Raw genomic sequence first — 13,595 nt, 5'->3', positions numbered from 1 at the left:
ACACGCAGGGTGAACTGTCTGCGCCCCCGGTTCAAAGGTCGAGCGCCAGCACCGGCGTCACCGCCCGCGACACGCATGGCAGGAAGCAGCTTGCCCGCTCGGCGGTGGTGAGATAGCTGTCGCGATGCTCCGCTTCGCCTTCGCACACGCCGGTGACGCACGTGCCGCAGACGCCGACTTCGCATGACGACGCGATGTCGACTCCGGCCTCCTGCAGGCAGGCCAGGGCGGTCCGGTCGGCCGGCACCGCGATTTCGCGGCCGCTCCGGAGCAGGCGCAGCACGAACGGCCGGTCGCCGGCCGCCGGCGTCACCGCGCCGAACGACTCCGTGTGCACGCGCTCCGGCCCGAACCGGGCAACGACCCGTTCGGTCACGGCCGCCATGAACGGCGCCGGTCCGCAGGCATACGCGTGCGTGCCATGCGTCGCGGCGTCGAGCAGCGCGTCGATCCTGGCGCCGGTGCCGTCCGCATCCAGCGCGCAGTACACGCTGGTGAACGGCGCCAGCGGCGCCGATTCCAGCTCGCCGGCAAACGGCACCAGCGCCGGCGACCGCGCAAAGACGGCCAGCCGGAAGGGTATGCCGCGCCGTGCCAGCGCATGGGCCATCGACAACACCGGCGTGATGCCGATGCCGCCGGCAAACAGCAGGTGCGCCTGCGCCGCCGGCGCCAGTGCGAACGCGTTGCGCGGCGCGCCGATCTCCACGACCGATCCCACGCGAGCCACGTCGTGCAGCCATGCGGAGCCGCCGCGCGACTGCGGCTCGCGCTTGACCGCGATCCGGTAGCGCGACGGCGACGGCATGGCGCAGCACAGCGAATACTGCCGCGTGATCCCGCCGGGCAGCATCACGTCCAGGTGGGCGCCGGGGTCGTAGGGCGGCAGCGGGCCGCCGTCGGCGGCCGCCAGTTCGATGATCCTGACCTCGGACGTGGTGTCCGCGATGCCGCAAATGACGGCTTTCATCGCGTGGCACTTTCGCGCGTGTCTTGCGCATTCTGTTCGTTCAGCAGCGCGATGACGCGCCTTGCCCGGTTGGCCCCGGCGTCCACGTGGATATCCACCATCGGCGGCTGGCCGAAGCGCTGCATGTTGCGCCACTGCGCCTCGATGATCACGCGGTCTTCCTCGAACGTGTCGGCCGTCTGCCGGTACACCGTTTCCAGGTTGTCCGGCCCGCCCGGCGGGCTCGATGCAGCCATCGTCCAGAAATAGTGCGACGTGGTCGCGGTCTCGGGCGTGATGCCGTGGAAACCGCGCATGTGGAAGCCGCCCCGGCCAGGATGCTCGATCGGCTCGGCACCGGCATCGACGGCACCCGTGAAGATCTGCAGGTGGCTCACGTGGAAATCGATCTCCTGCCAGCGGTCGACGGCACCTTCGAATGGCCAGGCCGCCGTATAGGTGGCGGGCGGCGCCGATGCCATCATCTTGCGCACCACCCGCACATGTTCGCCATCGGCGGCCACGTTCGTTGGCGCTTCCATGTGCACGCGGGCATTGCCGCCGATGGTTTTCGTGTGCACGTAGCCCACGTGGCTCAGGTCCAGCAGGTTGTCGTGGATCAGCTGGTAGGGCGCCTGGTAGTGGAAAGTTCCGCCCTTGAACCGGTAGCGGGGATCCGCGTGGGCGGGCACGCGCGGCGGCTCGCGGTCCGGCTGGCCGCCAGCTTCCCGTGCCATCCAGATCCAGATGACGCTGTCGACGACGGCGACCGGATACGGCGCCACGCGCGCCTTGGCGGGAATTTTGCCCTGGCCCGGCACGTCGATGCACTGGCCATCCGCCGCGAACAGCAGGCCGTGGTAGCCGCAGCGCAGCGCGCCATCCTCGACGCGGCCGCAGGAAAGGGGCAGGGCGCGGTGGCAGCAGCGGTCTTCCAGCGCCGCTACCTGGCCGGCGCCGTCGCGGAACAGCACGACGGGGCGGTCGAGGAAGGTGCGGCCGAGCGGCGCGTCGGTCACTTCCCAGTCGAAGCCGGCAACGTACCAGCGGTCCAGTGGATAGGTCATGGTGGGTCTCCTTTTAGTTTTTGACGGGATCGCTGACCGCGTCATAGCGGTCGATTTCATTGGCAACGAAACCGCCGGCGCCCTTGTCGATGCGGCGGATATAGATCGTCTGCACGATGTCGTTGGTGGCGGCGTCGATCGTGACCGTGCCGCGCGGGCTGGCTGCGCTGTAGCCTTTCACGGCCTGCATGAAGGCGGGGCCGTCTGCCTTGCCGCCGGTCTTCGCCAGCGTGGCGGCGATCAATGCCATGCCGTCGTAGGCGGAAGCCGCGAGGAAATTCGGTTCGAACCGGCCGCCCACGGTCTTCGCGAAGCCCTCGCGGAACCGGGCATTGTCCGCGCCGGGGCGCGACCAGGCGTAGAAGCCCGCCGTGTAGATGCCCGCCAGGCCTTCGCCGCCCTGCGCCAGTACATCCTGGTCGGCCCAGCCTTCGCCACCGAGGAAACGGATACCGGCCTTGCCGAGCCCTTTCTCGTGCCACGCCTTCATGAACGACACCATCGGCTGGCCGTTCGGCAGGAACACATGCACGGCATCCGGCCTGGCATCCTTGATGCGCTGCACGTAGGCGCCGTAGTCGACGGTGGCCAGCGGCGTGCGCACGGCGCCGACGATCGTGCCGCCCGCCGCCTTGAACGTGCGGTCGAACCATTCCTCGCCATCGAGGCCGGGAGCGTAGTCCGCCACGATCGAATACACCCTGCGCGAACCGGTCTTGTGCGCCCAGCGTGCCAGCGGTACCACCGATTGCGCGATCGTGTAAGACGTGCGGGTCACGTACGGCGAACGCTTCGTGATGCCGGAAGCGGCGGCGTTCATCACCACGAGCGGGCGCTTCGCCCGGTCGGCCACGCTGGCGGCGGCCATGGCGTTCGGCGTGAAGACGAAGCCGGCGAGGATGTCGGCCTTGTCGCGGCTGACCAGTTCCGTGGCAAGCCGCTTGGCCACGTCGGCCTGCGGGCCCGTGTCGTCGCGGTACAGCACCTCGATCCTGCGGCCACCGGCCGTGGCGCCGTTCAGCCGCAGCCACGTATCGATGCCCGCTTTCATCTGCGCGCCGCTGTGCGCGGCTGGACCGGAGAGGGATGTGATGACGCCGATGCGCACGGGTTCCGCGGCGGATGCGATGGGGGAAAAAGCCGGGGAAAAAGCCGGGGTAAAGGCAAGGGCAAAGGCAAGCCGGGCGCTGCCGGGTATCAGGTTGCGCAAGATCGTCTCCTTGTGGATGCGGGCCTGGACCGGCCCGTCGTGGAACGATGATCACGCAATCCGCGGTATCTGAAAATGGAATTTATTGCATAATCTGAATTCGGAATCGTAATAGGGGGCGTGCGTGAAGGCTTTCGACATGAACCTGCTGCCCGTGGCACTGGCGGTGTTCGAGGAAAAGAGCGTGAGCGGCGCGGCGCGCCGCCTGGGCATGAGCCAGCCGGCCGTCAGCGTGGCGCTGAACAAGCTGCGCGCGGCGCTGGGCGACCCGCTGTTCGTGCGCACCACGCAGGGCATGCAGCCCACGCCGCGCGCGCTCGACCTGATCGCGCCCACCCGCGACATCCTGCAGCGGCTGGAGACGGATGTGCTGGCGCGCCGCGATTTCGACCCCGCCACCACGCGCCGGCGCTTCACGCTGGCGCTGTCCGACATCGGCGAGATGACGTTCCTGCCCAAGCTGCTCGATCGCCTGCAGCGCGACGCGCCCGACGCGGCCATCAGCTCCGTCACCATGCCGCCCGGCGAGCTGGCGCGCGCGCTGGAAAGCGGCGACGTGGACCTGGCGGTCGGCTACTTTCCCGACCTGCACCACCGCAACCTGTTCCAGCAGCGCCTGTTCTCGCACGATTTCACCTGCCTGTTGCGGCAGGGTCACCCCTACCGCGCGCGGCGGCTGACGCTGGAGGCATTCCTGAAGATGGGGCACGCCGTGATCAAGGCGGAAGGGCGCAGCCAGGAAGTATTCGAACAGTTCCTGGCACGGCAGAAGATCGAGAGGAGGGTGGTGCTGTCGACGCCGCACTTCATGTCGATCCCGTTCCTGATCGCGTCGAGCGACCTGGTGGTGACGGTGCCGCGGGCGGTCGGGGAATCGTTCGCGAAACTGGCGGACATCCGGCTGCTGGAGCCGCCGCTGGACATTCCGCCATTCGACCTGAAACAGCACTGGCACCGCAAATACCACAAGGATGGTGCCAGCACCTGGCTGCGCGCGCTGCTCGTCGAACTCTTCGGCAGTACCTGAGCCACCGCCGGGCGAGGTATCGATCCTGTCGATGGCTGCCATGGAAATAATCCATTTTCCGGCATGCCGACACTTCTCTATATTGCTGACAAACCCGGCGCGGTTGCGCCGGACGACACCATGAGAAGAAGGATCACAGCATGTTCAAGTACTTCCCGACCAACTATGTGTGGAACCTGTCGGTCGACCTGGCCATCGAGATGGGTGCCAGGATCGGCGAGATCGAAGAAATGTGCGCGCCGCTGCAGGAAGCCGCGCGCCAGCCCGACGCGGAGGGCACCCGCGCATTCCGCGCCACCTGGTCGAACATGGCGGACAAGCTGTGCGGCCTTGCCGAGGAAGACGAGCGGCGCGGCCGTCTCATCTCCGCCGGCGACAAGTACGGCCGTGCCGCCACCTACTACCTGACCGCGGAGCGCCTGCAGGCGCATGGCGCGCCGGGCCGCACGGAGCTCTACAAGCGCTTCCTCGACGTGTTCGCGCGCGGCATCCGGCTGGCCGGCGAGAACTGCGAGCGCGTGGAAATCCCCTATGGAGATGCGGGCGATGGGCACATCGCCGGGCTCTATATCCGTGCCGAGGGTGTGACAGGACCCGCGCCGGTCCTCGTGCAGGTCAACGGCCTCGATTCGACGAAGGAGATGAAGTACCGCGTCGGCCTGCCGCGCTGGCTCGCGCAGCGCGGCGTGTCCTCGCTCGTGATCGACCAGCCGGGCACCGGCGAGGCGCTGCGCCTGCATGGCATGACGGCGGTGTACGACAGCGAGCGCTGGGCCTCGAAGGTCGTCGACTGGCTCGAATCGGCACCGGAACGCCGCAGCGACGTCGACCCGAAGCGCATCGGCCTGGAAGGCGTCTCGCTGGGCGGCTACTACTGCCCGCGCGCGGTGGCGTTCGAGCCACGCTTCGCCTGCGGCGTGGTGTGGGGCGCCAACCATGACTGGCGCGACGTGCAGAAGAAACGGCTGGCGAAGGAAGGCAGCTTCCCGGTTCCCCATTACTGGGAGCACGTGCGCTGGGTCTGGGGCGCGAAGGACATGGACGACTTCATGCGCATCGCGGAAACCGTGCACCTGGACGGTGTGCTGGACCGCATCACCGTGCCGTTCCTCGTCACGCATGGCGAAAAGGATTCGCAGATCCCGCTGCACTGGGCACAGCGCACCTACGACCAGCTCGTAAACAGCCCCGGCCGTGAGCTGAAGATCTTCACGGACCGCGAGGGCGGCGTGCAGCATTCGAGCTTCGACAACTCGGCCAACGCCGGCGCGTACATCGCCGACTGGGTCGCGGAAACGCTGGGCGGACGGGTGGCCATCTAAGTAAAACCGGTGTCCGACATCATTTCCCGAGAGGGACATGGTGCCGGACGCCGGGCTCACGAACATACAGGAGACATCATGAACATCATCGGACCCGACGCGCTGGTCTTCGGCGTGGACGATCTCGCCGCCTGCGCGCAGTATCTCGCCGACTACGGCCTGCACCCGGCCGGCAACGGCCGCTTCGAGGCACTCGATGGCACGGCGATCGTGCTGGCGCACAAGGACGACGCGGGCCTGCCGCCGGCAATGGGCACGGCCAGCATGCTGCGCAAGACCATCTATGGCGTGGCGGACGAAGCGGCGCTGGGCGCCATTGCGGAGGAACTGGGCCGCGACCGCGAAGTGAAACGCCTGCCGGATGGCGGCATCGAAGCGGTCGACGACATGGGCTTCGTGCTCGGCTTCCAGGTCACGGTGCGCCGCCCGCTCGACATGCCTGCCGAGACCATCAACGCACCGGGCGCGCCCGCGCAACGCCAGCCGAACGTCGTTGCCGTGGACGAAAGCGCCCCCGCGCTGCCGCGCACGCTGTCGCACGTCGTCTACTTCGTGCCGGACGTGGAGCGGGCGGAGCGCTTCTATGTGGAGCGGCTCGGCTTCGCCTGCACGGACCGCCTCGTGGGCGCGGGCCCGTTCCTGCGGCCGGCGGGCACCCTGGACCACCACACGCTGTTCCTGATCCAGACGCCGCCGTTCATGAAAGGCATCGAGCACTTCACGTTCCACATGGGCGGCCCGACGGAAGTGATGCAGGCCGGTTCTCGCTTCGTGAACAAGGGTTACCAGTCGTTCTGGGGACCGGGGCGCCACAAGATGGGCTCGAACTGGTTCTGGTACTTCAACAGCCCGCTCGGCTGCCACGTCGAGTACGACGCGGACATGGACCTGCACGACGATCAGTGGACCGCCCGCGCCGCGCCGGCCGGTGCCGATGCGTCGCAGCTGTTCCTGTTCGAAAAGCGGGACAACTGGGCGCCGGGCGGCCCGCCACCCGGCGCCGCCGGCGCCGCTGAACGCCACTGATGGACGCCGTGTTTCTGTGCCGGCTGGAGGAGATTCCGGACGGCGCATCGCGCGGCTTCGATCCGCATGGCGAGGGACGCGACACGGTGCTGGTGGTACGGCAGGGCGCGCGCGTGCATGGCTGGCGCGACGCATGTCCGCACTATGGAACGACCCCTTTGGCATGGCGCAAGGATGCCTACCTGAACGCCGACGGTACGCGCATCGTGTGCGCGGCCCACGGTGCGCAGTTCGACATCGCCAGCGGCATCTGCACGCTCGGCCCCTGCCTGGGGCAGGGGCTGCAGCCCGTCGCGCTGGCGCTGACACCCGATAACAATATCCACATGCCGCCACAAGGCGGAAGGAGACCAACATGACCACAACCGCAAGGAACGCTGCCGTGCAGCGCGTGCTGATCGTCGGCGGCGGCTTTTCCGGCATGGCCGCCGCCATCGAACTGAGGAAACGCGGCATTGCCGTCGACCTCGTCGAAATCGATGCGGGCTGGCGCTCGTACGGTGCGGGCATCAGCCTGGGCGGCGCCACGCTGCGCGCTTTCCGCACGCTGGGCGTCCTCGACGAATTCGTGCGCCGCGGTTCGGCGCATGACAATGTCGACCTGCATACCTCCACCGGCCACCACCTCGCCACCTTGCCGACGCCCCGCCTGGCCGGGCCGGACGTGCCGGGCGGCGGCGCCATCATGCGCCCCGAACTGGCGGCAATCCTCGCCGATGCCACGCGCGCCTCCGGCACGCGGGTGCGCCTCGGCTGCACGTTCGCCTCGTTCGCGCAGGATGACGGCGGCGTGGACGTGCTCTTTACCGATGGCGACACCGGCCGCTACGACCTGGTGATCGGCGCCGATGGCCTGTATTCGACGATGCGCGCCGCGCTGTTCCCGGAAGCGCCGGCGCCGAAGTACACGGGACAGGGCGTGTGGCGGGCCGTGCTGCCGCGCCAGGCGTCCATCGACCACGCGATGATGTGGCTGGGACCGAAGATCAAGGCGGGTGTCGCCCCCGTTTCCGATACCGAGATGTACCTGTACGTGACGGAAGACCGTGCCGAGCGCACCCACATCGACCCGGCGCGTTTCCTGCCGATGCTGCGCGAGCTGCTGGCGCCGTTCGACGTTCCCGCATTGCAGGCCATCCGGAACCAGCTCGACGAGCGCTCCGCGATCATCTACCGGCCGCTGGAAGGCTTGCTGCTGCCGCGCCCGTGGCACCGCGGCCGGATCGTGCTGATCGGCGACACCGTGCATGCCACCACGCCGCACATGGCGTCCGGCGCCTGCATCGGCATCGAGGATGCCATCGTGCTGGCTGGAGAGCTGGAGCGCGCCGCCAGCGTGGACGCGGCGCTTGCCGCGTTCGAGGAACGGCGCTGGGAGCGCTGCCGCATGGTCGTCGAGAATTCGGGCCGGCTGGGCGAGATCGAGATCGCCGGCGGCGACAAGGCCGAACACGGCCGCATCATGCGCGATACGCTGGTCGCGCTCGGCCAGGCAATATGAGGGGCACCATGAAACCTGTCCGCCGCATCGTCACCGGCCACGACGCCGCCGGCAAGGCGATCGTCAGCTCGGCCGGCCCGCTGCCCACCGTGGTGCCCATCGAGAAGATCCCCGGCACCGTCTTCCATGAAATCTGGTCGACGGCCGCCACGCCGGCTCCGGTCGGCAATAGTGCCGATCCGACCGGCGGCCCGCTCGTCCTGCCCCCGCCGCGCCACGGCTCGCGCATCCGCATCGTCGACATCCCGCCCGATACCGAAGCGTTCCTGGCGCACGGTGCGGCAAGCATGAAGGAAGCGTTTACGCAGATCGGCGATGCCGTCGCCTCGACCGTCAACGCGCATTCGCCGCACCCGCTGATGCACCGTACCGAGTCCGTCGACTACGGCATCGTGCTGGAAGGCGCGATGACCCTGGTGCTGGACGACAGCGAAGTGCCGCTGGCGCAGGGCGACATCGTCGTCCAGCGCGGCACCAACCATGCGTGGGCCAACCGTTCCGGCGCCATGTGCCGCATGCTGTTCGTGCTGCTGGACGGACAATACGAACCCGAAGTGCGTGCCGCCCTGGCGGCGCGCGAGGAGAAGCCATGAAACTCGCCACACTGAAATCGGATCGCCCGGATGGACGGCTGGTCGTCGTGTCCCGCGACCTGTCGCGCGCCGTGGATGCCGGTGGCATTGCCGCCAGCCTGCTTGACGCCGTCGAGCGGTGGGAGGACGTGGCGGCGCCGCTGCAGGCGCTGTATGAAAGCGTGAATGACGGCCGCGCTGAGGACGGTTTTCCGTTCGACCCGGCCGCGTGTGCCGCGCCGCTGCCGCGGACGTGGCAGTGGTGCGACGCCTCGGCGTTCCTGAACCACGGCCGGCTGATGGAGCGGGCGTTCAACACGGAGCCGATTCCCGACTTCGACACGATTCCCGTGATGTACCAGGGCGCCTCGGACGATTTCCTCGGCCCTTGCGACGACGTGCCGCTGCCGGACGAAAGCCTGGGCATCGATTTCGAGGGCGAATTCGGCGTCATCACCGGGACGGTGCCGATGGGCGCCAGTGCCGCGGAAGCGCTGGCCCGGGTGCGCCTGCTGGTGCAGGTCAACGACTGGAGCCTGCGCAAGCTGGGGCCGCGCGAGATGAAGACGGGCTTCGGCTTCCTGCAGTGCAAGCCATCGACCAGCTTCGCGCCGGTTGCCGTCACCCCCGATGAACTGGGCGACGCGTGGCATGACGGGCGCGTGAAGCTGGACCTGCACGTGCAATGGAACGGCGCATGGTTCGGCAACCCCAATGGCGCGGAGATGAACTACGGTTTCGGGCAGCTGATCGCCCATGCGGCGCGCACGCGGCGTCTCTCCGCGGGTACCGTGATCGGTTCCGGGACCGTGTCCAACGAAAGCCGCGCCGCCGGTTCGGCCTGCATCGCGGAGCGCCGCGTGATCGAGATCATCGACCATGGCGAGCCGCGCACCGAATTCATGCGTTTCGGCGACCGCGTGTGCATGACGGCGCGCAACGGGCAGGGCGACGCCCCGTTCGGCACCATCGACCAGCGCGTGGTGCGCCCGCCTGCCGCGCCATGAAGGGAATGGCATGCATATCGTGATCACGGGCGCCGGCGGCTTCGTCGGCGCCGCGCTGGCGCGGCGCATCGCGGCGGGCGGTTTGCCGGGTCTGCCGGCCATCACCCGCCTGACGCTGGTCGACCGGCATTTCCCCGACGCCCCGGAAGACGCGAGAGTGCGGCGCCTGCACGGCGACTTCGGCGTCGAAACGGTGCTCGATGCGGTGTTCGACGAACCGGTCGACGTGCTGTTCCACCTGGCCAGCGTGCCGGGTGCGGAAGCGGAACGCGATTCCGCGCTGGGCTACCGCGTCAACCTGGTGGCCCCGCTGGCCCTGTTCGAACGTGCCGCCGCGCAGGAGCGGGCGCCGCGGATCGTTTTCGCCAGCAGCATCGCGGTGTATGGCGGCGCGTTGCCGGATACCGTGGACGACACGACGCCACCGCGGCCCGGCACCAGCTACGGCGCGTACAAGCTCGTGGGCGAGATCGTCCTGGCGGACCTGGCACGGCGCGGCCTCGTCGATGGCGTGTCGCTGCGCCTGCCGGGCATCGTTGCGCGGCCCGGCCTGTCCGCGGGGCATGGCTCGGCGTTCATGAGCGCGATCCTGCGCGCGGCGCAGGCCGGCGAGCGGTATGCCTGCCCGGTGTCGCCGGCCGCGGCATGCTGGTGGATGTCGCTGGGCTGCTGTGTCGACAACCTCGTGCACGCCGCGGCGATCGATGCCTTGCTGCTGACGGAAACGCGGGTCGTCACTTTGCCGGTGCTACGCCTGACGGTGAAAGAAGTAACGGCGGCGCTGGCGCGCAGGTTCGGCGCGCAGGCGGTGGCCGGCATCCACTGGGAGCCGGACGAGCGCATCGAACGGCTGTTCGGGCGCATGCCGCACCAGGCGCCGGGCATCGCCGGCCAGCTCGGATTCGTGCATGACGGTGACGCCGATCGGCTGGTTAGAAGGGCGCTGCAAGCGTGAACGGAGCCTGCTGGCGCTACAATCACGGATTACAGCGATTGCAGCAGCAGGTTCCATGTCAGCAGAAGAGTTCAAGCAGGCGTTCATGCAGGAGTTCACGCAAGAGTCTACGCAAGAGTCTACGCAAGAGCGCGGACAACCGGACGCGCGGGGCGCCTCGCGCCTGCCGCCCACACGGCAGGAATCGGAGGCCGCCGCCGCCGATCGGGCGGCCCACCGGGACGCCCGCGAGCGCAGGGATGCGCAGGTGCGCGGTGTCACGTCCATCGCGGCGATGCGGGAAGCCATCAAGGCCGCCGCGCGCACACTGCCGGCCATCACGGAAGTACCGCGCCTCGGCACGCTCGGCCCGGCGGCGTTCCGGGAGCGGGCTTCGCTGGGGCTGCCGTTCGTGATGACGGGTGTCGTCGACCGGTGGCCCCTGGCGGCGCTCACGGTGCAGACGCTGCGCGACCATTACAGCCACCTGCCCGTCCGGGCGCGGGTCGGCGACTACGTCAACACGGCGTTCGCGCCGGACCGGGCCATGCGCGACATGCGCCTGCTCGACTATCTCGACCTCGTGGCCGCCGGCATGCCGGGCTTGCCGCCCTACCTGGGCAACCTCGAGATGCGCGAGCTCAATCGCCTTTGCCACTGGCCCGCCTTCTTCGACAAGATCGGGCCGCCACGGTTCTGGCTCGGCCCTGCCGGCACGGTGACGCCGCTGCATTGCGACTACGACGACAACCTCTTCGCGCAGGTCTGGGGCACCAAGCGGATCATGCTGGCGCCCCCGCACCACGATGTCTTCCTGTATCCGAACGAGGCCAACGCGATCCTGTTCGGTTCACCGTTCGATCCCGAGGCGCCGGACTACGGGCGGTTCCCGCTCGCGCGGCAGGCTGCCGTCATCGAATGCATCGTCAACCCCGGCGACATGCTGTACGTTCCTGCAGGCTGGTACCACCAGGTGCGCTCGCTGACGTTCTCGCTGTCGTCGAACCGCTGGGCCAGGGCGATCCCGTTTGCCGTGCGGTCCGATGCCTCGCTGCGCGCCGCGCCACCATTGCAGCCCCGATAGCTGACTGCAGGCTTCATCGGTTTTCGCGATACGTCGAATCGCGATAAACCATTTTCCGGCAACCTCGCCGGCCGGTATTCTGGTTTCAGGATACCGGGACCACTCCCCGTACCGCCTTCACCCGCAACACCATGACCACGCGCCCACGACGGCGCGGCGGGGCCGTGCGCCCCGGATAAAACCAAGGAGACACCATGAAGCAAACGAGAGCCCGCATTGCCCCCGCGATGGCCGCCGCCGTCGCAACGGCGCTTGCCGCCATGGGTAGCGCGCAGGGCGCCGAAATCGCCACCACCGTCCCCGACCTGACCATCCGCTGGGACAACACGGTCAAGTACAGCGCCGCATACCGCTTGAAGCATCCGTCCGCGGTGCAGGTCGCGCCCGGCGAAAACACGGTCAACACGGATGACGGCGACCGCAATTTCGGCAAGGGCATCGTCTCGAACCGCGCCGACCTGCTGTCCGAGCTGGACGTCGCCTACCGGAACTTCGGCGTGCGTGTCAGTGGCGCCGCGTGGTACGACGGCGTGTACAACCGATCCAACGACAACGGTTTCCAGCCAGCCTGGAACGCGGCTTCGGTACCCGCGGGCGAATTCACGCGCGCCACGCGCGACCTGCATGGCCGGAAGGCCGAGCTGCTCGATGCGTTCGTGTTCGCCAAGGGCACGCTGGGCGACATGCCGTTCACGGTGCGGGCCGGCCGCCACGCGCTGGTGTATGGCGAAACGCTGTTCTTCGGCATGAACGGCATCGCCGGCGCCCAGCAACCGATCGACGTGGTCAAGGGCCTGTCGGTGCCGGGCACCCAGTTCAAGGAGCTGCTGCGGCCCGTGGGCCAGGTGTCGGGGCAGGTGCAGGCCGGCGCGAACGTCAGCCTCGGCGCGTATTACCAGTACCGCTGGGAGAAGAGCCGCCTGCCGGCCGCCGGCAGCTATTTCTCGACCGTCGATTTCCTCGACGATGGCGGCGAGCAGCTATACACCGGTGTCGATGCGACCGGCCGGCCGGTGGCGCTGGCTCGCGCGCACGACCGCCTTGCGAAGAATTCGGGCCAGGGCGGCGTGCAGCTGAAATGGAGCCCGGAAGGCCTTGGCATCGACTTCGGCCTCTACGCGGCGCGCTACCACGACAAGACGCCGCAGGTGGTGCTGGCGCCGGGGCTGCACACCTATTCGCTGTACTACCACGAAGGCATCCGCACCTATGGCGCGAGCGCGACGACGACGCTGGGCGAGTTCAACTTCGCGGCCGAGGCGTCCGTGCGCCACAACGCGCCGTTGTGCCATGCCGGCACGGCGGACCTGTTCGGCCTCGTGCCCGCCGCGTTCGGCGGCCCGGCAGCCGCGTCGGATAATGCCGGCAATCCCGTCTACCCGGTCGGCCGCACGGCGCACCTGAACGTGTCGGTGCTGGCCTCGCTCGGCCCCAGCTTCATCGCGCGCGAAGCGTCGCTGGTGGGCGAGATCGCGTGGAACCGCGTGACCAGCATCACGAAGAACGCCTCGATGATCGATCCGAACGCGCGCCGCGAAGCCACCGCCATGCGCGTGATCTACGAACCGAACTACCGCCAGGTGGGCAGCGGGCTCGATCTGTCCGTGCCCATCGGGCTGGGCTACGCGCCGGCGGGGCGCTCGCTCGCGCTGGGCAACAGCTTCGGCGTGCAGCGCGGCGGCGACATCAGCGCTGGTCTGAATGCCGTCTATGAAAGCGCCTGGTTCGTGTCGCTCAACTATACCCATTACTTCGGCCGCGAGGATACGCCGACCGTGGTCACGCATGCCGCGCGGACGCTGCCGCAGACGGCCTACACCTACGGCCAGGCAATGAAGGACCGCGATTTCATTTCGCTGTCCGTGCGCCGCACATTCTGAACATCACAACGGAGAC

General features: G+C 68.5%; 13 protein-coding genes. 10 read left to right on the top strand and 3 right to left on the bottom strand.

All coding sequences use genetic code 11. The features are described 5' to 3' along the window. Positions 1–31: 31 nt before the first annotated feature. From ACY65G_RS05310 to ACY65G_RS05300, 3 genes are read right to left on the bottom strand one after another with little or no spacing between them, the layout of a single operon-like run. Positions 32–970: a PDR/VanB family oxidoreductase gene (locus ACY65G_RS05310; protein ID WP_464996311.1), complete on the bottom strand. Its 939-nt coding sequence runs from the start codon at positions 968–970 to the stop codon at positions 32–34. Continuing rightward, the gene (locus ACY65G_RS05305) at positions 967–2,016 is read right to left on the bottom strand and encodes a Rieske 2Fe-2S domain-containing protein (protein ID WP_464996310.1); all 1,050 of its coding nucleotides are present in this window, start codon (positions 2,014–2,016) and stop codon (positions 967–969) included. The genes ACY65G_RS05310 and ACY65G_RS05305 overlap by 4 nt, the downstream gene beginning before the upstream one ends. Positions 2,017–2,029: 13 nt before the next feature. Then, positions 2,030–3,226 (bottom strand): ABC transporter substrate-binding protein, encoded by a 1,197-nt coding sequence (locus tag ACY65G_RS05300; RefSeq protein WP_464996309.1) that lies wholly within the window; start codon positions 3,224–3,226, stop codon positions 2,030–2,032. A 124-nt stretch (positions 3,227–3,350) separates the two neighbouring features. Here ACY65G_RS05300 and ACY65G_RS05295 point away from each other — a divergent pair, with 124 nt between their 5' ends. The 10 genes from ACY65G_RS05295 (at position 3,351) to ACY65G_RS05250 (ending at position 13,579) form a co-directional block, all read left to right on the top strand. After that, positions 3,351–4,253 (top strand): LysR family transcriptional regulator, encoded by a 903-nt coding sequence (locus tag ACY65G_RS05295; protein ID WP_464996308.1) that lies wholly within the window; start codon positions 3,351–3,353, stop codon positions 4,251–4,253. A 140-nt stretch (positions 4,254–4,393) separates the two neighbouring features. Beyond that, complete coding sequence (locus tag ACY65G_RS05290; protein ID WP_464996307.1) at positions 4,394–5,575, top strand: alpha/beta hydrolase family protein; 1,182 nt, start codon at positions 4,394–4,396, stop codon at positions 5,573–5,575. 78 nt (positions 5,576–5,653) lie between these two features. Beyond that, positions 5,654–6,601: a VOC family protein gene (locus tag ACY65G_RS05285; protein ID WP_464996306.1), complete on the top strand. Its 948-nt coding sequence runs from the start codon at positions 5,654–5,656 to the stop codon at positions 6,599–6,601. Next, complete coding sequence (locus tag ACY65G_RS05280) at positions 6,601–6,960, top strand: Rieske (2Fe-2S) protein (protein WP_464996305.1); 360 nt, start codon at positions 6,601–6,603, stop codon at positions 6,958–6,960. The genes ACY65G_RS05285 and ACY65G_RS05280 overlap by 1 nt, the downstream gene beginning before the upstream one ends. Next, positions 6,957–8,102, top strand: coding sequence for an FAD-dependent oxidoreductase (locus tag ACY65G_RS05275; protein WP_464996304.1), 1,146 nt, complete (start codon positions 6,957–6,959; stop codon positions 8,100–8,102). The genes ACY65G_RS05280 and ACY65G_RS05275 overlap by 4 nt, the downstream gene beginning before the upstream one ends. Positions 8,103–8,110: 8 nt before the next feature. After that, entirely contained in the window at positions 8,111–8,695 is a 585-nt protein-coding gene (locus tag ACY65G_RS05270; RefSeq protein WP_464996303.1) for a cupin domain-containing protein, read from the top strand. After that, positions 8,692–9,681 (top strand): fumarylacetoacetate hydrolase family protein, encoded by a 990-nt coding sequence (locus ACY65G_RS05265; RefSeq protein ID WP_464996302.1) that lies wholly within the window; start codon positions 8,692–8,694, stop codon positions 9,679–9,681. The genes ACY65G_RS05270 and ACY65G_RS05265 overlap by 4 nt, the downstream gene beginning before the upstream one ends. 10 nt (positions 9,682–9,691) lie before the next feature. Further along, on the top strand, positions 9,692–10,636 hold the full coding sequence (locus ACY65G_RS05260; RefSeq protein ID WP_464996301.1) for an NAD-dependent epimerase/dehydratase family protein: 945 nt from the start codon (positions 9,692–9,694) through the stop codon (positions 10,634–10,636). A 55-nt stretch (positions 10,637–10,691) separates the two neighbouring features. After that, positions 10,692–11,699: a cupin-like domain-containing protein gene (locus ACY65G_RS05255; protein ID WP_464996300.1), complete on the top strand. Its 1,008-nt coding sequence runs from the start codon at positions 10,692–10,694 to the stop codon at positions 11,697–11,699. A 194-nt stretch (positions 11,700–11,893) separates the two neighbouring features. Beyond that, positions 11,894–13,579 carry a DUF1302 domain-containing protein gene (locus tag ACY65G_RS05250; RefSeq protein ID WP_464996299.1) on the top strand — a complete coding sequence of 562 codons (1,686 nt, stop codon included), beginning with the start codon at positions 11,894–11,896 and terminating at the stop codon, positions 13,577–13,579. Positions 13,580–13,595 lie beyond the last annotated feature (16 nt).

This window comes from Pseudoduganella sp. jia 12 (assembly GCF_055502675.1).
This window is presented reverse-complemented; position numbering and strand designations above follow the sequence as displayed.

Excerpts from the sequence above, each read along its gene's own strand:
- ACY65G_RS05310 (WP_464996311.1), bottom strand. The coding sequence starts at position 970 with ATGAAAGCCGTCATTTGCGGCATCGCGGACACCACGTCCGAGGTCAGG.
- ACY65G_RS05305 (WP_464996310.1), bottom strand. The coding sequence starts at position 2,016 with ATGACCTATCCACTGGACCGCTGGTACGTTGCCGGCTTCGACTGGGAA.
- ACY65G_RS05290 (WP_464996307.1), top strand. The coding sequence starts at position 4,394 with ATGTTCAAGTACTTCCCGACCAACTATGTGTGGAACCTGTCGGTCGAC.
- ACY65G_RS05285 (WP_464996306.1), top strand. The coding sequence starts at position 5,654 with ATGAACATCATCGGACCCGACGCGCTGGTCTTCGGCGTGGACGATCTC.
- ACY65G_RS05280 (WP_464996305.1), top strand. The coding sequence starts at position 6,601 with ATGGACGCCGTGTTTCTGTGCCGGCTGGAGGAGATTCCGGACGGCGCA.
- ACY65G_RS05275 (WP_464996304.1), top strand. The coding sequence starts at position 6,957 with ATGACCACAACCGCAAGGAACGCTGCCGTGCAGCGCGTGCTGATCGTC.
- ACY65G_RS05270 (WP_464996303.1), top strand. The coding sequence starts at position 8,111 with ATGAAACCTGTCCGCCGCATCGTCACCGGCCACGACGCCGCCGGCAAG.
- ACY65G_RS05265 (WP_464996302.1), top strand. The coding sequence starts at position 8,692 with ATGAAACTCGCCACACTGAAATCGGATCGCCCGGATGGACGGCTGGTC.
- ACY65G_RS05260 (WP_464996301.1), top strand. The coding sequence starts at position 9,692 with ATGCATATCGTGATCACGGGCGCCGGCGGCTTCGTCGGCGCCGCGCTG.
- ACY65G_RS05255 (WP_464996300.1), top strand. The coding sequence starts at position 10,692 with ATGTCAGCAGAAGAGTTCAAGCAGGCGTTCATGCAGGAGTTCACGCAA.
- ACY65G_RS05250 (WP_464996299.1), top strand. The coding sequence starts at position 11,894 with ATGAAGCAAACGAGAGCCCGCATTGCCCCCGCGATGGCCGCCGCCGTC.